We start from the raw sequence: 23258 nt of genomic DNA, 5'->3' as shown, positions 1-23258 counted from the left end.
CGCAGAGGACGAATACCTGGAAGCGGCGCTTGAACAATGCCTCCCGGAGTACATGGCCAAACCGGTCATTTGCCCTTAATCTTCCACCATGGAGGACACACAGCAGCTCAAGACGCAACTCGATCTGATGCAGGCCGCGCTTGACCACATCAATCAGGGTTTTTCCGCTTTCGACGCGGATTTGAAGCTTGTCGCCTGGAACCGTGGCCTTTGGGAAATGCTCGATTTCCCGCACGAGCTCGCCCGCCGGGGAACCCATCTGGAAGCTTTCCTGAGGGTCAACGCGGAACGCGGCGAATACGGTCCGGGCGACATCGAAGGCAAGATACGCCGCCGGCTGGAACGCGCCAAGCTGTTCGAGCCGCATTATTTCGAACGTATCCGCCCGAACGGCCAGGTGATCGCCGTCTCCGGCACGCCGCTGCCGCAGGGCGGTTTCGTGACCACCTACTCCGATGTCACGGCGGACCGCCGCCTGCAGGAGAAGCTGGAGCGAACAGTGGCCGAGCGCACCCGGGCGCTGCGCCAAAGCGAGGACTGGCTGCGTCTGGTCACCGACAACATACCGGCGCTCATTGCCTATATGGCGCCCGGTCCGGTCTTCCGCTTCGCCAACCGCCGCTACGCCGACTGGTTCGGTCATTCGGTCGCCTCCGTGGCGGGCCGCAGTGCGCCTGAGGTCGTCGGCGAGGAGCTCTTCAAGGAACTCGAACCGCATATCGAACGGGCCTTTCAAGGCAACGCGGTCAGCTATGAATACCAGCGCCAGCGTCCGGACGGTTCGTCCGCCTACATGCGCTCCACCCTGATCCCGGACATGACCGCGGACGGACGCACCCTCGGGATTTTCGTGTTGTCTCTGGATGCCACCGATCAGAAACAGGCGGAAGCCGCCCTCGTGCAATCCCAGCGCATGGACGCCGTCGGCAAGCTGACCGGCGGCCTCGCCCACGACTTCAACAACCTGCTCGCCATCTTGATGGGGAACCTGCTTTCGTTGAGCCGGCTGGAAACGCCAATCGACAGGCAGGCGCTGGACGGCAAGCTGCAGCCCATGATGGAGGCCACGAAACGAGGCTCCGATCTGATCCAGCGGCTGCTGGCCTTCAGCCGCGGCAAGGCCATCGATCCCAAGATCGTTCCGCTGGCGCAGGTCATCGGCAACGCCACCCGGTTGCTGGAAGGGTCCCTGCCTTCCGTCATTTCCCTGGAAGCGGACGCGGCTGACGACAGGGTCGGCGCGAGGATCGACCCGACCCAGATGGAAACCGCTTTGATCAATCTGGCCTTCAACGCCCGCGACGCCATGCCGGACGGTGGACTTCTGCGCCTGAGCCTTTCGGAGACGGACCTGACTAAAGAACAGGCCGGCGACCTCGGCGTTCCGCCAGGCCCTTACGCCCGCATTTCAGTCTCGGATACGGGCGGCGGCATGGAGGAAGAGATCAGGCTCAAGATCTTCGAACCCTTCTTCACCACCAAGAACTTCGGCACCGGAAGCGGTCTCGGGCTATCCATGGTCTACGGCTTCATCCGTCAATCCGGCGGCGCGATCCAGGTTGATAGCGCACCCGGCGCAGGAACCTGCCTGTCGCTGTTTCTTCCCCTTGAACGACTTGAACGAGCCTGGGGAAAGACGGAGGGAGCGGACAAGGCCCCGGACGTCAAGCGCGGACAGGGCGAGCTTCTGCTGCTGGTCGAAGACGACCCGGATGTCGCCGACACCGTCACCGACCAGCTCCAGACCCTGGGATATACGGTACTGAGAGCCGAGAGCGCCGAAGACGCCAAGACCCTCGCCCTGGAGCTTCCTGAACTGCGCGGCGTCCTCAGCGACATCGTGATGCCCGGTCAGCAGAACGGTCTCGTCCTCGCCCGCGACATCCGGCGCCACCGGCAGGACCTCGCGATCGCGCTGATGTCCGGTTACGCCGATTGGTCAGGCTTGTCAGACCAGGGCAACCGATGCGAGTTTCCGGTTCTCGCCAAGCCATTTGCCGATGGCGAGCTTGCCGAGACCCTGCACCGGATCCTGTCGTTGAAACCATGAGAAAGGCTCAAGCCTTGCAGACACGCCCAGCCCAAGCGGTCAAACGGACTGTCTTCGTCGTCGATGACGAACCGGATATCGGCAATCTACTGCTGGACGCCATGAGCCAGTTCGAAATCGCCGGCAAGGTCTTTTCCACCGCCGCGCAGCTGCTTGCGGCCCTCGACCGGGAAACCCCGGACGCCTGTATCGTCGACCTCGGCCTTCCGGACATGGAAGGCATGACCCTGATCAACGAAATCCGGCGCCAGTCTTCCGTGCCGATCATCGTGCTGTCCGCGCGCGGTCACGCGAGCGACCGGGTCATGGGTCTGGAACTGGGCGCGGACGACTATGTGGTCAAGCCGTTCGATCCGCGCGAAGTCATTGCCCGGATCAGATCGATCTTGCGGCGTTCCTCGGATCAGCCCCAGCCGGACCAGCGGCCGGAACTCGCTCTTTTCGAAGGCTGGACCTATCAGCCGGCCTCCCATTGCCTGACCTCGCCGGAAGGCGAGGAAACGTTCCTTTCGACCGGCGAGGCGACGCTTCTGGAAGCCCTGCTAAGGGCACCCAAAAGAGTTCTGACCCGGGACTATCTGCTGGAACACGGAGGGCGGGACGAAAGCCTCGACCGCTCGATCGACGTGCGTATTTCCCGCATCCGCAAGAAGCTCAACCGAAAGGACGGCCCGGCCCATATCCGCACCATCTACGGCTCAGGCTACATGCTGGCCTGCGATGTGAAGTGGGGCTAGGAATCACAGGCAAGCAGGTATTGCCAAAGGCCGTTTTCGACGGCAAGTCCGAACAGGACAAAAGGCAAGAAAAGCGGGATACCAGCCCGCTTCGGATTGCTGACGAACGTCCCGAAGTCATTCCGGCCAGCGCACCGCGAAGCGGTGTCGCGTGAGCCGGAATCCAGCTGACAAGCGCGAGCGGCAGCGAGCCCCTTCTCTTGTATCTATCTGATGTAACTTGAATACTGAGCGCCTTTGGCGCAGAAGATTTCTGGTTTCCGGATCTGCGCGCAGCTCCGCTGCACTTGTCCGGAATGACCGTCTGAAGGCTTGTCAGCGCTCTGAAGCGGGCTGCAAAGCCCGCTTCAGGAATTGCTCTCGAACCGATCAGAAGTTCAGCGAGATGTTGCGGTGCCCCGACAGGCAGCCGGCGACGTCGAGTGCCATGTCCGTCGGCAGCCTGTCTTGCGCGCGCAGGCCGATAGAGTTGGCAACGGCCTCGTCGTAAGCCTCCAGCTTCGGCAGAATGTCTGCCGCCGCCTTCTGCCGCCAGGCGAGGTCCGCGTCGAGCGCCGCAAGAGACTTGTCGATCTCCGCAATCGCCTCTTCGGCGTTCGGCTCGCGGCTCCGCATGATCTTGCGCGCCTCGCTCAAACCGTCGCGGATATCGCTTGTGCCCTCGGCTTCGCCCACGCGTGAACGCATGGTGGCGATGGCGTCGACGGCCGCCTTCGGATCAAGTTGCGGAACCTGCTCCTTCAAGGCCTCGATCTCCGGCCTCAGGCTGGCCACCAGATCGGCATCCGCCAGGATGGCCTTCAATTCCAGAACCGGCTCATAGGCCTGATCGACCGTTCTGCGATAGGTCAGCCGTGCTGTATTCTCGGCCTTCTGGATTTTCGAGAAAGTGCCGTAGGTCTCTTCCCAGTCCGAAGGAATCTCGGCCAGAAGCGCGTCGTGCTGAGCCGTCAGGGCCTCGATCCGGGCCTGCGCCCGCTCGCCTTGCTCCGCGGTGTAAATCCCGCCTTCGCCCGAGCGATCGACGACCACTTCCAGTTCCTCGATCTGCTCTTCCAGACGCCGGGCGTCGCGTTCCAGTGCGCGGACCTTGGTATGGACCGGCCGGTAGGCTCCGGCGGCCGCGGCAACCTCGGCCTCTGCGTCGTGAATCGCCTGCATCTTGGGAAGCGCGTCCCGGGCTTTTTCAAAGCCTTCGGACATGTCCTTTTGAACATCCGCCGGCAGGTAACTCATATCGATGCCTTCAGCCGACTGGATCGCCGCCAGAATGCCGTCGCCATTGTCCTGGAAGTCTGCGTAGATGAGCTTTTCCATGCAGTACTGAAGGCGCGGGTTCTTGGGCGGCGGCGCCGTTTCGGACAGAAGCGACGAGCGGTTCGGCAGGTAGTTCACCAGCTGCGGATAGAAACCCACGATGCAGAGTGCCACCAGCTGCAGGAAGATGAAGGCAATCACGCCCTTGTACATGTCCAGCGTCTTGACCACCGCCGGGGCAACCCCGCGCAGGTAGAACAGCGCGAAGCCAAAGGGCGGTGTCAGGAACGAGGTCTGGATGTTCAGCCCGATCATCACGCCCAGCCACACGGCGGTGACATTGGCGGACGGGTCGGCAAGCAGGATCGGCGCGACGATCGGCACCACCACGACGGCGATCTCGATGAAATCGAGGAAGAAGCCGAGGATGAAGATCACCAGCATGACGATCAGGAACTGTGCCCAGAATCCTCCCGGCAGACCTTGCAGGAAGTCCTTGACCAGCTCTTCCCCGCCGAAGGCGCGGAAGGCCGATGTCAGCATGGCCGCGCCGAGCAGGATGATGAACACGAGCGATGTCGTCTTGGCCGTCTCCACCATGACGCCGCGCAGCGTGTTCTCCAGCTGCAGCGTGCGCCAGCCGGACCAGAAGATCGCGATCAACAGGAGCGAAACCGCGATCAGGGCCAGGACCAGGGCGACGAGGTCGTCGCTGGTTTCGATCAGCTTGATGTTCACCGAACCGAAGAAGCTGATCACAAGCGCCAGGCCAAGCAGCGCCAGAATGGCGATGATCGCCGGGCTGTAGGCCCCGCGCTTGCCGTCCCGCAGACGGTAACCGGCCATGACCATGGCGCCGATCGCACCGATTGCGCCGGCCTGGTTCACGGTGGCGACACCGGCGATGATCGATCCGAGCACCAGGAAGATCAATGCGAGCGGCGGCACCAGCGTGATGACGACCTTGACGGCGAACTGCCGGGTGAAGGTCCCCTCTTCATGGACGGCAGGCGCCGACTTCGGGTTCATGAGCGCGAAGCCCAGAATGAACAGCATGTAGAGCCCGACAAGCACAAGACCCGGCAGGAAGGCGCCGAGGAACATTTCACCCGCACTTGTCGAAACCACGGCGTAGTCCGACGGCATCGACAATTCGCCGGTGCTTGCCTTGTAAAGCGTTTGCCGCAGCGATCCGGCCTGGTCCACGGCGCTGGCGAGCTGATCGGCCAGGATGATGAGCACGATCGAAGGCGGAATGATCTGGCCGAGCGTACCGGAGGCCGCGATCGTTCCGGTCGCCAGCGGGACCGAATAGTTGTTGCGCAGCATCGCGGGCAGCGAGATCAGGCCCATGGCGACGACGGTCGCGCCGACGATGCCGGTGGTGGCCGCCAGAAGCGCGCCGACGAACACGACGGAAATGCCGAGGCCGCCCGGAACCGGCCCGAACAGACGCGCCATCGTCACCAGGAGGTCCTCGGCGATCTTGGAGCGCTGCAGCATGATGCCCATGAAGACAAACAATGGAATCGCGATCAGCGTGTCGCGCTCCGCCTCCCAATAGATGCCGCGGAAGTTGGTCACCCCGGCGCTGAGCCACTGTCCGGGTCCGCCATGGGAGAAATACGCGTCCGGATCGCCCGCGAAGAGATAACCTGACCCGGCCGCGATGCCGATGGTCAGGATCGCGGACCCCGGCAGGGCGAAGGCCACCGGAAACCCGGAACCGAGCGCAAATGCCATCAGGACAATGAGAAGCAGAAGGAAGAAAAGTTCCATTTCAATCGGTCTCGTCAGGCTCTATTGCACAGTATGGCTGTCATGGTCCCGGCCGCCCGGCTCGCCGCGGATATCGGCGACCGCGTCCAGGAAATAGGCCACGAACTGGATCATCATGGAAATCGCGAAAATGCCCAGGAAACCGGCCATGAGATACTTCACATAGAGACCGAAGCCGGCCTGTGTGGTCTCGTAGGTCAGGATCGGACTGTTGATGATGTTCTGCTTGCCGCCCATGCCGATGACCAGGATGACGGTGCAAAGGCTCATCCCGAGAACCACCGACCCGACTGCGTTCACGATACCTTTGGTCCTCGCGGAAAAGCCCGCGTAGAACACATCCACGCGGACATGGCCCTCTTCGAGCAGGGTGTAGGCACTGGCGAAGAGGAACAGGGCCGCGTACCAGAACCGGACCAGGTCGGACAGGAACGCCTGTTCGTAGGAAAAGACGAAACGTCCGATCACGATCATGAACTCGGCCGCGACCACGAGCAGTGCAAGCCAGGTAAAGCCCAGAGTCCGCGTAAACGCCGCGATCACAACGGCAAGCGCGATCAGCGGCATATGCACATAAGGTCCCCGGAACTGGGAGCGCCCGAGATCGTTGGCAAGCCCCTCGCCCACGAGACCGGGCAGGAATTCCTCGATGCGCACGAACGAGATGAAGCTGTCGACAAGTCCGACAATCAAAACGGCGAAGAAGGCGGCGCGGATGAGAAAGGCGTTGATATTGCTGATGCGGGCGCTGTCTTCACGCAGCGTCCGGCTGTTTTTCAGCACATAGGCGATGGCGGCCAGCACCAGGAGACCATAGAGCGCCAGTTGCAGCCAAGACCACAGCAGCGGCGACGAACCGCTCGCCGCACCGCCGTAGATCGGCGCGATACCGGGCAGATCCTGCCAGTAGGTCAGGTAATTGTTGATCACGAACCCGGTCATGATCGCCAGCACGATCCAGCCAAAGAGCCGGAAAATCCGAGCCCCTTCGGACGAACCGCTTTCGCTGGACTTCACAACAGGCGCGCCGTCTTGAACCGTGTCCAAGGCCGTCATTTTGGCTGTGCCTTTTTTTCTTATGCCAATGAAAGAGGGACGGGATTTCTCCCGCCCCTTTTGTATTTGCTACCGATCAGTTCGGAATACCGAGGAAGCGGTTGCGCTTGTTGCTGTAGGCAACGTCGGAGATCGCCATGTAGCTGCCGATTTCCTGGCGGGCCTTGATGAAGCCTTCGTAGATCTTCTTGGACAGGGCCGAGTGATCCATGGCTTCTTCCAGAACTTCCTGAGCGGCTTCGCCGAACGCGTCGTAGATCTCGTCGGAGAACTCACGCAATTCAACGCCGTGCTCGGTGATCAGGCGCTCGAGGTAGACACCGTTGTTGGCGTTGGTTTCCGCCATCGTCAGGGAGTTTTCCTCGTTACAGGCCGCCTTGATGATTTCCTGGTCGGTCTTGTCGAGGCCGTCCCAGAACGCCTTGTTGAAGCCGATGGCCAGCTGCGCACCCGGCTCGTGCATGCCCGGGTAGTAGTAGTACTTGGCGGCTTCGTAGAACTTCATGAAGTAGTCGTTGAACGGACCGACCCACTCGGTCGCGTCGATCGCGCCGGAGACGAGGTTTTCGTAGATCTGACCGCCCGGCAGGGAAACCGGAGACGCGCCCAGTTTCGCCATGACGTCGCCGCCCTGGCCCGGAATACGCATCTTCAGACCCTTCAGGTCGTCGGCGGTTTCGATTTCCTTGTTGAACCAGCCGCCCATCTGGACACCGGTGTTGCCCATGGCGAGGTTCTTCAGGCCGAATTCACCGGCCAGTTCGTCCCACAGCTCCTGGCCGCCGCCGAATTTCATCCAGGCGTCCATTTCGGTGTAGGTCAGGCCGAACGGAACGGCGGTGAAGGCAGCCCAGCCCGGGTGCTTGCCCTTCCAGTAGTAGTCGGCGCCGATGTAGGCCTGAGCGTTGCCGGAAGCGACTTCGTCGAAGGAATCGAAGGCACCGACACGTTCGCCGGCGGCAAAATATTCAACGTTGAGACGGCCCTCGGTCAGCTCGGCAATACGGGCTGCCAGACGCTGGGCCGGAATGCCCAGACCCGGGAAGTCCCGCGGCCATGTGGAGACGATGGTAAGTTCTTTGGCGCCCTGCGCGATTGCCGGAGCGGCAAGTGCGGAACCAGCAGCGATACCGCCGGCACCAAGACCGGCCTTTTTAATAAACGAACGACGATCCATTAGTTTCCTCCCTAATCGGACCCGGTTGCGGACCGGGCTACACACTTGCACCGATCTCGCCGTATGTCTAGTTGACTGCGAGGTTGATACGCTATTCGTGGTTTTGCGCAAAACCTCAGTAGTAGTACTGAAACTTCGCAATAGATCTTCATTCCGGGTAATGGTCGCGCAACAAGAGGACGGTTTCGGTGACATTTAAGACCAAATTGCTGCTCATCACGCTTCTACCCCTGGTCGCAGTGTCCCTGCTGATCGGCGTCACGACCTATTACCAGTCGACGGAACTGATCAATGCCCAGACCAGGGCGGTCGAAGAGCGGATCCTGTCCGCGAAAAGACAGGAGATCCGCAACTACGTCAGCCTCGCACTGACGTCCATCGAGCAGATCTACGAGCACGAACCCGGCGGACGCGAAGCCGCGCAGGCCCAGGTGAAGGAGATCCTGGAACAGCTGACCTTCGACTATGACGGCTATTTCTTCGCCTACACTCTGGACGGCACCAACATCGTCCATCCCAAACTGCCGCAACTTGTTGGCGGCAACTGGTGGGACCTGAAGGACGAGAACGGCGACTATGTAATCCGCAACCTGATCGAAGCCGCGCGGCAGGGCGGCCGCTTTCACCAATATGTCTGGAACAAGCCCTCGACGGGAACGGTCGAGGAAAAGCTTGGCTACGCCATTTTGCTCGACAAATGGGGCTGGATGCTGGGCACAGGGCTTTACACGGACGACATCGCCCGGGAGGTCGTGGCGATCCGGGCGGACTTCGCGCGCAGTATCAGCCAGACGCTGCTTGTCACCTTCATGATCACGCTGGCGGCAATCGTGATTGCGGGCTCATTGATCGCAGGTGTTCGCTTCTCCGAGCAGCGCTTCGCCGACAGCAGGCTCAAGGAGCTGACCAACCGGATTTTCCAGGTGCAGGAACAGGAGCGAAAGCGGGTATCGACCGAGCTCCATGACAGTATTTCCCAACTGCTCGTGTCCGTGCGCTACGGCGTGGAAATGATCCACAGCGAGGCGGGGCACACGACGGAATTACAGACACAGGCCGCGAAATGTCTGAAAACCCTGGACGGCACCATCGCCGAGGTCCGGCGGATCTCGCGCGACCTGAGACCCAGCATCCTGGACGACATCGGGCTCGCGGCCGCCCTGATAAGTCTTGGCAAGGAATTCCAGAGCCAGTCCGGCATCACCGTCAACGTCTCCGCCGAACAAACGCTCAGCCGCCTGTCCGAAGGCGCCAAGACGGCGCTCTACCGGGTGGTTCAGGAATGCATGACCAATGTCGCCCGCCACTCCAGGGCAACTGAGGTCAGCATCAGCCTCACGGTCGGCGACCGCAGCCTGGTGCTTTCGGTGGAAGACAACGGCATTGGCCTGCCAAGCCCCCTGCCGAAGACCGGCGGCCTGGGTTTCCGCAACATGCGCGAACGCATCGAAACCTATGCCGGCACCCTGACCGTGAACCGGCGCCCCTCCGGAGGCACTCAGATCAAAGTCCAGATGCCCCTCGACAATCAGACCGCAAAGGCAGCATGATGCCGGCAATGACAATGCAGACTTCCACGCCTCAGGCGGCCGGCAAACCTGTCCGGATCCTTTTGGCCGACGATCACGAACTGGTCCGCGACGGCATCCGCGCGCGCCTGGAGAAAGTACCCGAGCTCAAGGTCGTCGGCGAAGCGACCAACGGCAGGGAAGCTCTCGCGCTTGCCATGGAGCTTCATCCGGACGTGCTGCTCATGGATGTGTCCATGCCGGTTATGAACGGACTTGAAGCGGCGACGCAGATCCGCAAGTCCCGGCCCCACGTCGCGGTGCTCATCCTGTCGGTCTATGACAACCCGGAATATGTCCGCGGGGTCGTCCAGGCCGGTGCGCGCGGCTATATCCTGAAGGACATCTCGGCATCCGAAATGATCACCGCGATAAACAGTGTCGCTTCCGGCGGCTACTATTTTTCCGCGGCCGTCGGCCCGACACTCGTCGGCGCCAATACGTCCGCACCGGTTGAAGACCCCTACGGCCTGACCGAGCGGGAACGGCAGGTTCTGGCCGCGATCGCCAGGGGACAGCCGAACAAGGAAGTCGCCAAGGAACTCGGCATCAGTGTCCGCACGGTCGAGTCCCACCGGTTGAACCTACGCGAAAAGGTCGGCACCAAGAATGCCGCCCAGCTCTACAAGGTCGCCCAGGATCTGGGATTGCTGGAATGACCCGCTTTCGGCTAAGACCAAGGACCGTTCACCTCGCTTCGCCCCAAGACACCCGCGTCTGATTCCGAAGGTTCAAAATGACCAAACCGCTCGTTCTCGTAACCGCCGACGTCAAGGCTCTCGACGGTTACAACTGGCACGCCGCGATCTCCACCTATCTTCATGCCGTGCTGAAGGGCTCGGACGCCATTCCGATGATCCTGCCCTCGCTCGGCTCCGAACTGGACCTGGATGCGGCGCTCGATCATGTCGACGGCGTCCTGGCGACCGGTTCCCGTTCAAACGTCAATCCACTGCTTTACGGCCAGGAGCCGACACAGGAAAACGGCCCTTACGACCCGGACCGGGACGCGACCACGCTGCCGCTCCTGAAGCGCGCGGTCGAGCGCGGTATTCCGGTCTTCGCGATCTGCCGTGGCATGCAGGAGCTCAACGTCGCGCTCGGCGGCACGCTTCTGACCGAAATCCAGGTTCTCGAAGGCCGCCGGGATCACCGCGCACCGACCTCGGACAAACAGGACGAACGTTTTCGCATCGCCCACCCCGTTGAAGTCACCGAAGGCGGCTGCCTGGCGGCAGTGCTCGGCGAAGAACCTTTCGAGGTCAACTCGCTCCACCGGCAGGCGGTCGGCGCACTCGGGAACGGCCTCGTCATCGAGGCGGAAGCCGAAGACGGCACCATTGAAGCCGTCTCCGTCAAGGACAGTCCGGGCTATGTCCTGGCCACCCAGTGGCACCCGGAATACTGGGTGACCACCGACGGCCCTTCGAAAAGGCTGTTCGCAGCCTTCGGAAACGCCGTACGCACCTACCGCGACAAGCGGCTTGGTCTATGACGGCTCAGGACTGAAGCCACCGCGACCGACGCTTTGGCCGTCCACGCCTCGCGGAAAAGGAACAGGCGCCCATCCCTGGCGCCTCACCCCCAGCCGAGCGTCGCGATCAGGAGCGTCAGGCCGAGGAGAAACACGACCGCCGCACCGGTAATCTCGATGGCTCTGTGAACGCGGCCGGCCGTGGGGCTGCCCGCGCCGAAAAGCCTCACGGCCAGATCCTTGGCGCCGACCGCAAGGCTGGCGAGCACGGAAACCGTGATCCCCGTGCCGACAGCCATGACCAGGGTCGACGCGATGCCGGCGGCGATCATGCCCTGGGAAAGCGCGAAGACGAGCACGACCAGCGCGCCGGTACAGGGCCGCAACCCGACAGCCAGCACGATCGAGGCCGCGCGCCCCACCGTGATCTTGCCCTGGATCATGTCAGGTGTCGGCGCGTGGGCATGGCCGCAAGTTGCGCAGACCCCGTCGTCACCGATTTCGTGATGGTGATGGTGATGGTGGCCATGCCCATGGTGGTGATGATCGTGATGACCGGCCGCGCCCGCTCCCGCATGGGCCAGTTGTCCACCGCGTTCGAAGCGGCCCGCGATCGAGAGGAGAAGCGGCCTTACGGCTTTCCCCCAGAGCAACCAACCGCCGAGCCCGGTGATCAGGAGATAGGAACCGACCTCGAACCAGCGGGCGGTGTCCTGGATGGCGATACTGGTCAGGTTGAAGACCATCGCAAGACCGCCGACCAGCACAATCGCCGTCACCGCCTGCGCGAAGGCCGAAAGAAACGACAGCACGATGCCTTTGCGCAACGTCTCGTTGTTGGCGACCACATATGACGTGATCACCGCCTTGCCGTGGCCCGGACCGGCCGCATGGAAAACCCCATAGGCAAAGGAGATGGCGATCAGAAGCCACATGGCGTTGGGATTGCTACGGAACGACCTGAGACTGGCCACAAGTTTCTGGTAGAATTCCTTCTGCTGGATCGCGATGGTGCCGAAAATCCGATCCAAAAGGCTCACCTGAACGGGGGCCGAAGGGGGATCGTTGATCACCTGGGCGGTGGCTTCAGCGACGTCGAAACTTTCGTCGACCCGTGCCGGCGCCGTTTCGTCGACCGCACCGTCAGGATCCGGCCGGCCCGCATCCGCTTCCGCCACGCTGCCTTCCGGTCTCTCGCCGGCTTTCGCAGCGTCCGATTCGCATGTGACGATCATCTGGTTGATCTGGGAACTCGCGGCCCATTGCAGCTCCGGCGGCAACTCCCGCTGGTCGGCACCGACCTGGGCAAGGGCATAGGCCGTGGCATCGTCCAGGGGCGGCGGCTCTTTCCTCGTCACGGTGCAGGCGCCGGGGGCGTTCTCCAAACCGACGGCGTTGTCGCTCTCGGCAAACCTGAAGTCCACGTAGTAGGTCGGGTCGTAGACATCGAGGGTGATCGGCTCTCCGGCTCCCGTCGCGTCCTTCAGCGGTAGATTGAAGTGCAATTCCAGAAGATCGACGCTTTCCGGCATCGATCCGCCATTCATGCGGACATCTTCTTCCATCGCCTCGAAGTCTTCCGGTTTCATCGCCCAGTAGTCTTTGAGCGGAACCGTCGCGACCTCCAGCCAGTAGTCGGTCGGCGCGGTGAAATCGAGCTCCACCTTGGTGTTGTCGCCGAAGGTGAAATAGCCGAAATCGGCCATGCTCTCGACGTTGACCTTGGCAAGCTCGCTGAGTTCCTCGCGCGAATAGACGCCATCGTTGTTCGTGTCGAAGCCCTGCATCGCAAAAGCGGAAAAGGCATCGTCGAACCGGAAGACGTGTCTGACCTCGACCGCCTTGCCGTCATCGTCGAAAACCAGTTGAGACCGGGTCTCCACGAAAACATGAGGATGGGCAAGAGCGCCAACCGCCGACATCGACACGATCGCGCAGGAAGTGGCGATGAAGCCAAGAACCGAAAACAGGGTCTTGGCGAAGAGAAAGAGAGGACGTTTCACGGCGCACCAACAGGTCGAATGTAAGTTTGTTACATACACCGGCCTGCGTGACGAGAAAAGACGGCAGGAAAAAGGCCGCACCTGCCCCGCAACGCAAAACTCCTGAAGAACAAATTTTCTCAGGTGAATCAAAATCAGAAATTTTTATAACACAGAACGATCAGAAGTTAGATCAAAGAAGACATATTTCTCTGTTTTTTGCCTAAAATATTCGCAGTCCATATCAGCTTGCAGAGCTTAAAAATGAACGCCTTGCACACTTCGGTACTCCACAGCGCCGTTTTCGACCATCCGGAGATGGGAGCGCACGAAAATGTCGTCTTCGCTCAGGACAGGGACACCGGTCTGAGCGCGATCATCGCGGTTCACGACACGACGCTTGGTCCCGCCCTGGGCGGTTGCCGCGTCTGGCCTTACGAAACGGCCTCCGCCGCCCTGACGGACGCCCTGCGCCTGTCCCGGGGGATGACCTATAAGAACGCCCTCGCCGGCCTCGATCTCGGAGGCGGCAAGGCCGTCATCGTCGCCGATCCGCGCAAGGAGAAGACCGTGGAGATGATGGAGGCCTTCGGCCGCCATGTGGACCGTCTTGCCGGAACCTACATCACCGCCGAAGATGTCGGCGTGTCGCCTGACGACATGGAAGCCGTCGCCCGGCATACAGCGCATGTCCGCGGCACCAGCGCGACCGGCCTCGGGGATCCGTCCCCCTATACGGCCCTGGGTGTTTTCGAGGGTATCAAGGCCTCTGCGCGCCATGTGTTCGGCAGCACCGACCTGGACGGCAAGACCGTCTCCGTCCAGGGGCTTGGCCATGTCGGTTTCGACGTCGCCCGCCGGCTTCATGAGGCGGGAGCGAAACTGATCGTCTCCGACATTCACGCCCCTGCGGTGCTGCGGGCCCTGGAGGCTTTTGGCGCGACCGCGGTCGACCCGGCCGAAGCCCATAGGGTGCAGGCGGATATCTTCGTTCCCTGCGCCCTTGGCGCCGGCCTGAACGCCGCAACCATTCCACAGATCGAGGCCCGGATCGTGGCCGGAGCCGCCAACAATCAGCTCCAGACCCCCGCCGACGGCATTGCACTGAAGAAACGCGGCATACTTTACGCGCCCGATTACGCGATCAATGCCGGCGGCGTTATTTCAATCGCCCTGGCAAGCCCCGGAAGCGGCGACACGGCCGTGCGCGACAAGACCCAGGCGATCGGCGACACGCTGGCCGTCATCTTCGAACGCGCCGCCAGAGAGGAAAGCACCCCCGAACAGGTGGCGGACGCGATCGCGGAAGAAAGACTGGCGAAGGGACGGAGAGCCTGACCGAAGGTACGCCCCCCGAGGGAGCGCGTTTCGGTCTGGCCTGAATTGACGGGCGCCGTAGACCGAAACCGGTTGCACCGTCGCGTCCGGGCCATCAGGATGATGGGACCCGAGTGCATGGATCGGACTTGTCGCACGGCGCTCTGAACGGGAAGGAACCGGAAATTGAAGCGCTATTGGATCGCCTATCAGGACATGCCGGTCTGGTCGCCGATGGCTTTCTGGGTCCATCTTCCCACCCGCAGAAACCAGATCTGGGTCTACGCGGACGCTTACGACCCACCGCTAACCCGCCCTGTTGGCGGGCGGGGCTTCCCAGCCTTTCTGGTTGAAATAGACGGCTTTACTTTCTATTTCGCATCGCTTGCGGAGTTGCGCGAACTCATTCGTGTTTTCGAGATGAAGCTGATGCCGAGCGTTCGTCATCTCTGCCGCGAACGAGGCTCGTCAAAGGGACCGAATTCTCATTGGCTGAGCCGCCTTCCGGCCCGGGTCAAGCCCTGGCGGTACCGGCAAAAGGCCTTGCCGTTCCTGCGGCAGGCCCTCGATGGGTTTGAAAGGCAGCTTGCCTCGGACCGGAAATAGACTGACGCGCCTGCTCAGCAATACTGTTGTCGGTTCACGGCCTTGAACATCTGCCGGACGAGGCGCTTGGCGTCCTCGACAGCCGTCTCGCCCATTTCGGCGTAACAGGCAGTAACGCCTTCATGGAGCATATAGAGCGTCGAGGCAAAGTTCTCCTGGCCGCTCAATTCACCGAAAAAGGCGAGCAGCTCACCCTTGTGGCGCTTGACGGTGGCCTCGATTTCCCCGCTGTCCGGATTGGCGGCGAGCGCCTGCCGGAAAAAGCATTCCTTGCCCTTTGTCATGCGCATCCAGCCGCCGAGCTTGTCGAACAATTGTTCGGCCGCTTCGAGCCCCGGGCCCGAGACCCCTTCGCGGACATAGGTGATGTATCGCTGATGACGATATTCCAGGGCACCGAGGATCATGGCCTCCCTGGATGGAAAATACCGGTAAAGCGTCCGCATGCTGATACCCGCGCCCGCTCGCAGTTCGGGCACGCTGGGTTCGGCAAAACCTCTGTTCCAGAAAACCTGTTCCAGACTGGCCGCAATTTGCCTTTGGGTACTGTCCATGGAAAGATAATGGCCCTGAGACACAAAAAATTCAAGAAAGCCAAATTGAAAATTACAAATACACGGAAGCATTTGCAAAGCAACGAAACTGCAATCAAGAAGTAATGTATACGTAATTTTCCTTAGGAATTCGGCTGCCGGGCAAACCACTCGGCCAGGAAGTCGACGAAAACGCGAACCTTTGTGCTCAAATGCCGTCTGTGCGGGTAAACGGCATATATTCCGCGCATAGGCTCCTCATAGTCCTCCAGGAGAATCTTGAGCGTTCCCTTTTTCACGTCGTCGACGACGAAGAACAGCGGCGTCCTCAAGAACCCCAGATGGCACAGCGCCGCATCGCGCCCGGCCGCGGCGCTGTTAACCTCCAGCGGTCCCTTCACCGACACGGAAAGGCGCTCGCCGTTTTGCTGAAAGTTCCAGTTTTGCCTGAACCGGTAATTCGTGTCGATCAGGCAGGGGAGAGACGAAAGGTCGCCCGGAACCTTTGGCGCACCAAAGGTCTCTATCGTCTGCGGCGTCGCACAGACGACAGTCCGAAACGGAGCAATCTTGCGCGCGATCAGACTGGAATCCTCCAGCTGTGCCACGCGGACGGCCACATCGAACCCTTCTTCGACCAGATCGACGAACCTGTCCTCAAGGCGCAGGTCCAGATTGATGTCCGGATGCTCGACAAGGAACTGCATCATCGCCCGGTTCAGCATGTCGTCGCCCATGGACCTGGGGGCCGAGACCCTCAGCCGTCCACGCGCTTCCCGATGTGTCGACTGGACCGAGGTCTGCAGATCGTCGATGCGCTGAAGAATTTCGGCCGCCTCTTTGTAATAGGCTTCCCCGACCTCCGTCAGCGACACCTGACGCGTCGTTCGGTTGAGCAAGCGCACACCGAGTTCATCCTCGAGCTCACCCACATATTTCGACACCAGAGCTTTTGACCGCCCCATCTCCCGGGCCGCGGCGGAAAACCCGTTTGAATCGACGACCTGAAGGAAACAGCGCATCCGTGTAATTGAATCCATCCGGTTTCCTTTCCAAGGGGTCCAACAAAATTTGATTGCCTAGGGTGAGGACCCATAACATTGCGCGACAAGTTTGCACGATTTGATTTTGGAAAGCAGCCCATCGGCGGTGTTGCGCCACCCGTCCTGTGCCGAGTATCGGTCACAAGATCACCGGCAGCACCATTTCCGCATGAGAACGCTCAATCGCGCACCGGCCTCCGCCGGCCGCCGAACCGCGCCAAACCGACAAGAAGCCTGACCAGCAAAAAACCGGCAAGCCCGCCCACCCCGGCACTGGCAAATCCCGTCAAGGTCACCGGAATCGCCGGTTCGAAATCGTCCGCCGTTGCCCGGGCAAGCCTGGCATCGAAGCCCTGCGCGAAAATCACCATCCGCTGAACCGGTCCCGCGGCCGCCAGATCCCGCTGCTGGCGCTTCAGCCGGTCCAGGCGGGTTTCCGCAACTGCCATACTGTTGCCGCGTGCCCTGACGAACGGATCGGGAGAACTTCTTTGACGCTGGATAGCTTGCTGCACGGTCAAACCGAATTGCTCGGCGTCCCGGCGGAAGTCGGCGAGGATCTCCTCCAGGGCGTCGATGGCGCCACCGAGCCGCTGCCGGTACTGCTGCGAGAACTCCGGCAATTGCGATGTCGCCGTTCCACTGAGCAGCATGACAACCAGCATCAAGATCCGAACCAAAACCGTCTCCCGACAGGATGCAGACTTAAAAAAAACGTAACCCGTTCAGTCTTGCAGACTGACGATCCCCGCCTCGCCGGCCTCCGTGCCGAAGGCCAACCGGGTGCCGTCTCCGTCCCAGTCCAGGGAACTGACCGGACCGTTGCCGGGACGGCGCAACAGGACTTCCGCGTTATCCTCGAACCGGCACATCATGATCATGCCGTCCTGATACCCGACAGCGGCGACATCCTCGACCGGATGACAGGCAACGGCGGTGACCAGAGCGTCGCCCCGCGCACCGAGTTGCAACGGAGACTGTCCCATCGGTCCGGTCTTGCCGAAGAACGGCCAGAGGATCGCGGCATTCGCTCCGGACGTCGCCAGATACCGGCCTTTTGCCGACCAGCTGAAGGACTTCACCTTGCCGGGATATCCCGTCATCCGCATGTCCTGCCCGTCAGACAGCCGCCATCCATGGAGAGCGTTTTCCTGCATGGCTGTGACGAGATACTTGCCGTCCGGCGAAAAACTCACACCCAGATGCGCGCCCTTCCAGGTCAGTTTCACCGGAGCCCCGTCGGTCCCCGCCCAATAAAGCGTCGCACCGTCGTAGTGCGAAACCGCGAGACGCATGCCCTTCGGGGCAAAAGCGAGCCCGCCGACGGCAGTGTCGTTCGAAAATTCCTTCTCTCGTCCGTCGGGAAACCGCACCCAAGCGGTCCTTCCACTCGCGAAGGCAATAGCCCCGGACGGGCCGGCCGCGACCAGATCGATCCACTTGCGCGGTCGCTCCGCGAGACATTCGCATGAGCCGTCGCCGTCGCTCAGAAAAACGCGGCCGTCATCTCCCGAAGTAATCAGGCCCGCACCGTCGCGTACCGGCTCGGCCGCGAGAAGACCGGCTTTGTGAGGCCGCTCCGTCCGCTCGCCCTGACCTGAAAACACGATGTCTCCCTCGCCGGAGGCGAAAAAGACGCAATCCTTCAAAAAACCGGCACGGACGACGAAACCGTCCACATCCACAGGCGCAATTGTCGGCAAAACGATGGTCCTTATTCGGCCGCGCAGGCCTGAAAACTGTCTCTCAGGACATCCCAGTTCAGGTCCCGGCCGATGAACACCAGGCGGCTCTCGCGCGGCTCGTCTTCTTTCCAGTCCCGCTGATGATCGCCCTCGACGATCATGTGAACGCCCTGGATCACATATCTCTGAGGATCACCCTTGAAGGCAAGGATGCCTTTCATCCTCAAGATGTTCGGTCCCTGCACCTGGGTGATCTGATTGATCCAGGGAAAAAACATGTTCGGGTCGAGGTCGCCCGCCTTCAACGAAATGCTCTTCACTGAATGCGGATCGTCGTGGTGGTGATGATGATGGTGATCATGGTCGCAGTCGGGACCGCATTCATGATCGTGATCGTGGCCGTGGTGATGGTGGTCATGGTCATGATCGCAATCGGGTCCGCACTCGTCGGCATGATGGCCATGCTGCAGAAAATGCGGATCGAGAGACAGGATCCGGTCGAGGTCGAACGCGCCGCGGTCGAGCACCTTGGCAATATCGATCCCGCAGCGTTCGCTCCGGTGGAGGACCGCGTAGGGGTTGATAGAGCGGATGCGCGCCTCGACCTCGGCAAGTTGCTGTTCCGACACGAGGTCGGTCTTGTTGATCAGGATCACGTCGGCAAAGGCAACCTGGTCTTCCGCCTCTTCCGTGTCTTCCAGGCGTTTGAGAACATGCCGCGCATCGACGACCGCGACGACGGCATCGAGCCTTGCCTTGGCCCGGACGTCGTCATCCATGAAGAAGGTCTGCGCGACCGGAGCCGGGTCGGCGACGCCGGTCGTTTCGACGATGATGGCATCGAACGCGTTCCTGCGCTTCATCAGGTTCTGCACCGTACGAATCAGGTCTCCCCGCACCGTGCAGCAGATGCAGCCGTTGTTCATCTCGAATATTTCTTCGTCGGATTCCACCAGCAGGTCGTTGTCGATACCGACTTCGCCGAACTCGTTGACGATCACGGCATAGCGCTGGCCGTGATTTTCGGTCAGTATCCTGTTGAGGAGAGTGGTCTTGCCGGCTCCGAGATAGCCCGTGAGAACGGTGACGGGAATTTGAGCCGGTGCATCCTGGGCCGCGGTCATTGCGCTAAATCCTGGCGTTCGTTTGAGATCCGCCCGCAGATCGGCGGGCCATGTGCGCGGAAATATAAGCATATCGACCGCGCAATGGGAGGGCCTGCGTTTATTTTCCCTGGGCAACGAAACCTATTTGTTTCCAGCGAGACGCTTCCTGGCCGTTTGCGCCTTTCCAAGGCCTGACGCACGCCGTAAAAAGCCGGTAATTGGTTCGCGCCGGAAGCGAACACGGGAGGACAGCATGCTGAAGACAATCGACGGTTTTGATCGCATCGGGGAAGAAAACGCCTTTGCCGTGCTGGCCCGGGCGACCGAGCTTGCACAATCGGGCCGCGACGTCATCAATCTCGGCATCGGCCAGCCCGATTTCAAAACCCCGGACCACATCGTCGAGGCTGCCGTCAAGGCGCTGAGGGACGGCCACCACGGCTACACGCCGGCGACCGGCATCGCCCCCTTGCGCGAAGCGGTCAGCTCCGACCTGCACAAGCGCTACCGTGTCGAAACCGACCCCGGAAACGTTCTGATCGTGCCCGGCGGCAAGGTCACCATGTTCATGGCAATCCTGATGTTCGGAGAACCCGGCGCGGAAATCCTCTATCCGGATCCGGGATTTCCTATTTACCGGTCGATGATCGAGTTCACCGGGGCCCGGCCGGTGCCGGTTCCAATCCGCGAAGAGAACGATTTTGCCTTCTCCGCGGAGGAAACGCTCTCTCTGGTTTCTGACAGGACGCGCCTTCTGATCCTGAATTCTCCGGCCAACCCGACTGGCGGTGTCACGCCGCGCGCCGAGATCGAAAAACTCGCCGCCGGCCTGGAGGCCTTACCGCATGTCGCCATCCTGTCGGACGAAATCTATTCACAGATGACCTACGACGGCACGGAGCATGTGTCGCTTCTGGAGTTCGAAGACCTGCGCGACCGGCTTATCCTGCTCGACGGCTGGTCGAAGACCTATGCCATGACCGGCTGGCGCATGGGCTATTCGGTGTGGCCGGACACATTGTTCGACAAGGCGCGCAAGCTCGCGGTCAATGCATGGTCCTGCGTCAACGCCCCGGCGCAGTTTGGCGGACTGGCCGCGCTCAACGGACCGCAGGATGCCGTGCGGGACATGGTCGCGGAATTCGACGGCCGCCGAAGGCTCATCGTCGACGGTCTCAACGCGATCGAAGGCCTGTCCTGCAAGACGCCTCGCGGCGCTTTTTATGCCTATCCGAATATCAGGAGCACCGGATGGAAGGCCAAGGACCTTGCATCCGCGCTTCTGGAAGAAGAAGGCGTGGCCACGATCGGCGGGCCGGATTTCGGCACGATGGGTGAAGGATACATCAGATTGTCTTACGCCAACTCTTCAGAAAACATCCTGGCTGCGCTGGATCGCATAAAAAATTTTCTAAATTTTAATTCACTAAAAACTTAAAGTAATGACATTGTCGAATTTATTTCTGCCAATTTACGCAATAGTAGATTTAACAATTAAGCTCCCCCATACTTTTTTTGTTAAATCTTTTCTGTTTTTTATATCGGGAATAACAAATTAGCTCGCAGCCGGGGGAGAAGTTGGTGGCAAGCATCATGCTGGACCTTGAAACGTCTTTTGGAGACCTGAGAGACAGCATTCTGGTCACCGATCCCAACCGGGTCATTGTCTTTGCCAACAAGGCCATGGAAAATCTCCTGCGGTTGAAACGCGCAGAACTTGTCGGATCAAAAACCCGGCGTTTTTTTGCCAAGCAATCCCAGTATGACGACATCGGCAAGCTCTACTCGAAATCGTCCGATCAGGAGCGCCACAAGGCGTGTCCAATCGAGTTGGTTCTCGGCGACGGAACGATCAAGTCGGTCGAAGTCGTCAGCGCGCCTTTGTATGATACCAGCCAGGTGCTCACCGGGTTCCTGTTCATCGCCCGCGATCTGAGCGACCGGATCGCGCTTGAAAACAAGCTCAGCGACATCGCGCTGACGCTGGAAGATGCGCTGGATGCCGTTTCGGACGGCTTTGCCCTTTATGACAAGGAAGACCGGCTGGTCATCTGCAACGACAACTACCGCGAAATCTACGCCCATTCCGCGCCCGCGATTTTTCCCGGGAACCGGTTTGAGGACATTCTTCGATTTGGCCTTAACCGGCAACAATACGACACCGGGGAACTGAGCGAGGAAGAATGGCTGGGCCAGCGCCTCGAATGGCACCGGCAGGCCGATGGCAGCGTCATTGAACAGAACCTCCAAGACGGTCGCTGGCTGAGGATCACCGAAACCCGCACCGGCAGCGGCGCCATAGCCGGAATCCGTGTCGATATCACGGAGCTGAAAAACGCACAGGCACAGGCCGAGACGGCCTACAAGAACCTGTTCCTTATGGCGGACAGCATTTCCGCCTGCGTGACGGAGGTCGACCTGTCGGGAACCTGTGTCTATGCGAACAAGACCGCTTGCGAATGGTTCAGGGGCACCAGCGAAGAGCTTATCGGCACCCGCCTGCGGGAGCGCTTGCCCTGGAAGGAACGTGAAATCATCCGGACAGTCTTTCAAGAAGCCCGTTCGGGCCGAAAAGCGGTTCTGGAGACCTGCTTCCACTTTCCCGACGGCATCGCCCGCGAGTGCCGCGTCGACTGCAATCCCCGCTTCAACGACAGGGGAGAGGTCGACGGCTTTGTCGTTCTCGGCACCGACGTCACCGACCGGAAGAAAACGGAGCGGACACTCTCCGAACTTTATGCCATCACCTCGACCCGTGAACTCGGACACGAAGACAAGATCCGTGAGATCCTGCGGCTCGGTTGCGAGCACTTCGACCTGAGTTTCGGCATCATCAGTCACGTCTTCGAAGACAACTACACCATCACCCACGCCCACAGCCCCAACGGGGAACTCGTTCCGGGCACCGGCTTTCCGCTGATGGACACCTACTGCGCGCTGACGCTTGACGCGGATGAGCCAATCGCCACCACCGACGCCGCGAACTCCAATTTCGCGCAACATCCCTGTTATGAGATCTTCGCGCTGGAAAGCTATATCGGCGCGCCGTTGCTCGTGGACGGGGCAAGACACGGCACCATAAATTTCACCGACCCGAACGCGCGCAAGCGGGACTTCACGCCGGCCGATATCCAGATCGTCCGCCAGTTCGCCGATTGGGTCGGTCACGAAATCGCCCGTCAGCGGGACCATCAGGCTCTGATGGATGCCAAGATCAACCTGGAAAAGGTCGCGAATATCGACGATCTCACTCAGGTCCTGAACCGCCGCGCGTTTTTCGAGGCCGCTTCCAAGGAAGTTCAACGCTTCCGCCGGACGAAGCAGCCCTTTACGGCCGTCATGATGGACCTGGACAAGTTCAAGGACATCAATGACATGTACGGTCATGCCGTTGGCGACGAAGTCCTGAAACTGTTCGCAAGCACGGTGAAAAACGCCCTCAGGGCGGTGGACGTCTTCGGCCGCATCGGCGGCGAGGAATTCTGCATGATCCTGAGCGACACCAGCGTCGACGATGCCATGATCGCCTGCGAGCGGCTGCGCGAGCGGGTCGTCAGAGACTGCCAGGTCGATGTGGTCGAGCGCACGATCACCTGCAGCATGGGCCTCGCCACGGCCGGCCGCGACGACATCGAGTTCTCGGGCCTGATGCAAAAAGCGGACGCCGCTCTCTACGAAGCCAAGGCTTCTGGCAGGAACAAGTGCGTTCCCTATAGCGAAGCTCCTCTGGAGCAGGCCCCGGCCTACGGCACGGAACCGTAAAAGTCAGCTTCCGGACAATCCGCCCGCAAAAGACTTCAAGGCTGCACTCAAGCAGCCGGTTGCCGCTTTTCCACCCTGCCCCCGCATGGCGGCGCTCCCGTGTCGAAACCCAAACAAACCCTTCAG

Annotated in this window: 18 protein-coding genes; 9 read left to right on the top strand and 9 right to left on the bottom strand. The window is 60.8% G+C overall.

Annotated features, from left to right (window positions below):
- The first annotated feature begins 88 nt into the window (after window positions 1-88).
- Window positions 89-2050 (top strand): PAS-domain containing protein, encoded by a 1962-nt coding sequence (locus JF539_RS18575; RefSeq protein ID WP_207142213.1) that lies wholly within the window; start codon window positions 89-91, stop codon window positions 2048-2050.
- 14 nt (window positions 2051-2064) lie between these two features.
- Entirely contained in the window at window positions 2065-2787 is a 723-nt protein-coding gene (locus JF539_RS18570) for a response regulator transcription factor (RefSeq protein WP_209017413.1), read from the top strand.
- A gap of 369 nt (window positions 2788-3156) precedes the next feature.
- Here the strand turns inward: JF539_RS18570 and JF539_RS18565 are convergent, their stop codons facing one another.
- The 3 genes from JF539_RS18565 to JF539_RS18555 all read right to left on the bottom strand — a co-directional run bounded on the left by JF539_RS18565 (window position 3157) and on the right by JF539_RS18555 (window position 8056).
- Window positions 3157-5823 carry a TRAP transporter large permease subunit gene (locus JF539_RS18565; protein ID WP_207142211.1) on the bottom strand — a complete coding sequence of 889 codons (2667 nt, stop codon included), beginning with the start codon at window positions 5821-5823 and terminating at the stop codon, window positions 3157-3159.
- 21 nt (window positions 5824-5844) lie between these two features.
- Complete coding sequence (locus JF539_RS18560; protein WP_207142210.1) at window positions 5845-6879, bottom strand: TRAP transporter small permease subunit; 1035 nt, start codon at window positions 6877-6879, stop codon at window positions 5845-5847.
- Between the two features lie 76 nt (window positions 6880-6955).
- On the bottom strand, window positions 6956-8056 hold the full coding sequence (locus JF539_RS18555; RefSeq protein ID WP_207142209.1) for a TRAP transporter substrate-binding protein: 1101 nt from the start codon (window positions 8054-8056) through the stop codon (window positions 6956-6958).
- A gap of 188 nt (window positions 8057-8244) precedes the next feature.
- On the opposite strand from JF539_RS18555, the gene JF539_RS18550 reads away from it, so the two are divergent.
- The 3 genes from JF539_RS18550 to JF539_RS18540 all read left to right on the top strand — a co-directional run bounded on the left by JF539_RS18550 (window position 8245) and on the right by JF539_RS18540 (window position 11119).
- Window positions 8245-9606 (top strand): cache domain-containing protein, encoded by a 1362-nt coding sequence (locus JF539_RS18550; protein ID WP_207142208.1) that lies wholly within the window; start codon window positions 8245-8247, stop codon window positions 9604-9606.
- An 8-nt stretch (window positions 9607-9614) separates the two neighbouring features.
- Complete coding sequence (locus JF539_RS18545; RefSeq protein ID WP_209017412.1) at window positions 9615-10283, top strand: response regulator; 669 nt, start codon at window positions 9615-9617, stop codon at window positions 10281-10283.
- A gap of 77 nt (window positions 10284-10360) precedes the next feature.
- The gene (locus JF539_RS18540) at window positions 10361-11119 is read left to right on the top strand and encodes a gamma-glutamyl-gamma-aminobutyrate hydrolase family protein (protein WP_207142207.1); all 759 of its coding nucleotides are present in this window, start codon (window positions 10361-10363) and stop codon (window positions 11117-11119) included.
- Between the two features lie 83 nt (window positions 11120-11202).
- On the opposite strand, the gene JF539_RS18535 is transcribed toward JF539_RS18540, so the two are convergent.
- On the bottom strand, window positions 11203-13020 hold the full coding sequence (locus JF539_RS18535; RefSeq protein ID WP_207142450.1) for a DUF1007 family protein: 1818 nt from the start codon (window positions 13018-13020) through the stop codon (window positions 11203-11205).
- Window positions 13021-13344: 324 nt separating this feature from the next.
- Between JF539_RS18535 and JF539_RS18530 the strand changes: the two genes are divergently transcribed.
- Together JF539_RS18530 and JF539_RS18525 are read left to right on the top strand one after the other, a co-directional pair.
- Window positions 13345-14418 (top strand): Glu/Leu/Phe/Val dehydrogenase, encoded by a 1074-nt coding sequence (locus tag JF539_RS18530; RefSeq protein WP_207142206.1) that lies wholly within the window; start codon window positions 13345-13347, stop codon window positions 14416-14418.
- Window positions 14419-14583: 165 nt separating this feature from the next.
- Entirely contained in the window at window positions 14584-15003 is a 420-nt protein-coding gene (locus tag JF539_RS18525; protein WP_207142205.1) for a hypothetical protein, read from the top strand.
- Between the two features lie 14 nt (window positions 15004-15017).
- On the opposite strand, the gene JF539_RS18520 is transcribed toward JF539_RS18525, so the two are convergent.
- The 5 genes from JF539_RS18520 to JF539_RS18500 form a co-directional block, all read right to left on the bottom strand.
- Window positions 15018-15557, bottom strand: coding sequence for a TetR/AcrR family transcriptional regulator (locus tag JF539_RS18520; RefSeq protein ID WP_207142204.1), 540 nt, complete (start codon window positions 15555-15557; stop codon window positions 15018-15020).
- Between the two features lie 122 nt (window positions 15558-15679).
- Window positions 15680-16576, bottom strand: coding sequence for a LysR family transcriptional regulator (locus JF539_RS18515; RefSeq protein ID WP_207142203.1), 897 nt, complete (start codon window positions 16574-16576; stop codon window positions 15680-15682).
- 182 nt (window positions 16577-16758) lie between these two features.
- A complete protein-coding gene (locus JF539_RS18510; protein WP_207142202.1) occupies window positions 16759-17259 on the bottom strand; it encodes a DUF2937 family protein in 501 nt (166 codons plus the stop codon).
- Window positions 17260-17304: 45 nt separating this feature from the next.
- Window positions 17305-18282, bottom strand: coding sequence for a WD40 repeat domain-containing protein (locus JF539_RS18505; RefSeq protein ID WP_207142201.1), 978 nt, complete (start codon window positions 18280-18282; stop codon window positions 17305-17307).
- A gap of 11 nt (window positions 18283-18293) precedes the next feature.
- Window positions 18294-19388: a CobW family GTP-binding protein gene (locus tag JF539_RS18500; protein ID WP_207142200.1), complete on the bottom strand. Its 1095-nt coding sequence runs from the start codon at window positions 19386-19388 to the stop codon at window positions 18294-18296.
- Between the two features lie 235 nt (window positions 19389-19623).
- Between JF539_RS18500 and JF539_RS18495 the strand changes: the two genes are divergently transcribed.
- A complete protein-coding gene (locus tag JF539_RS18495) occupies window positions 19624-20808 on the top strand; it encodes a pyridoxal phosphate-dependent aminotransferase (protein ID WP_207142199.1) in 1185 nt (394 codons plus the stop codon).
- A gap of 143 nt (window positions 20809-20951) precedes the next feature.
- Entirely contained in the window at window positions 20952-23132 is a 2181-nt protein-coding gene (locus JF539_RS18490) for a diguanylate cyclase (RefSeq protein ID WP_209017410.1), read from the top strand.
- Window positions 23133-23258 lie beyond the last annotated feature (126 nt).

Source organism: Roseibium aggregatum (assembly GCF_017309185.1).
Classification (GTDB): Bacteria; Pseudomonadota; Alphaproteobacteria; order Rhizobiales; family Stappiaceae; genus Roseibium; species Roseibium aggregatum_B.
This window is presented reverse-complemented; position numbering and strand designations above follow the sequence as displayed.

Bases quoted from the DNA above. Each gene is read 5' to 3' on its own strand.
- JF539_RS18575 (WP_207142213.1), top strand. From the start codon at position 89: ATGGAGGACACACAGCAGCTCAAGACGCAACTCGATCTGATGCAGGCC.
- JF539_RS18565 (WP_207142211.1), bottom strand. From the start codon at position 5,823: ATGGAACTTTTCTTCCTTCTGCTTCTCATTGTCCTGATGGCATTTGCG.
- JF539_RS18560 (WP_207142210.1), bottom strand. From the start codon at position 6,879: ATGACGGCCTTGGACACGGTTCAAGACGGCGCGCCTGTTGTGAAGTCC.
- JF539_RS18555 (WP_207142209.1), bottom strand. From the start codon at position 8,056: ATGGATCGTCGTTCGTTTATTAAAAAGGCCGGTCTTGGTGCCGGCGGT.
- JF539_RS18545 (WP_209017412.1), top strand. From the start codon at position 9,615: ATGACAATGCAGACTTCCACGCCTCAGGCGGCCGGCAAACCTGTCCGG.
- JF539_RS18540 (WP_207142207.1), top strand. From the start codon at position 10,361: ATGACCAAACCGCTCGTTCTCGTAACCGCCGACGTCAAGGCTCTCGAC.
- JF539_RS18535 (WP_207142450.1), bottom strand. From the start codon at position 13,020: ATGTCGGCGGTTGGCGCTCTTGCCCATCCTCATGTTTTCGTGGAGACC.
- JF539_RS18530 (WP_207142206.1), top strand. From the start codon at position 13,345: ATGAACGCCTTGCACACTTCGGTACTCCACAGCGCCGTTTTCGACCAT.
- JF539_RS18520 (WP_207142204.1), bottom strand. From the start codon at position 15,557: ATGGACAGTACCCAAAGGCAAATTGCGGCCAGTCTGGAACAGGTTTTC.
- JF539_RS18515 (WP_207142203.1), bottom strand. From the start codon at position 16,576: ATGGATTCAATTACACGGATGCGCTGTTTCCTTCAGGTCGTCGATTCA.
- JF539_RS18500 (WP_207142200.1), bottom strand. From the start codon at position 19,388: ATGACCGCGGCCCAGGATGCACCGGCTCAAATTCCCGTCACCGTTCTC.
- JF539_RS18495 (WP_207142199.1), top strand. From the start codon at position 19,624: ATGCTGAAGACAATCGACGGTTTTGATCGCATCGGGGAAGAAAACGCC.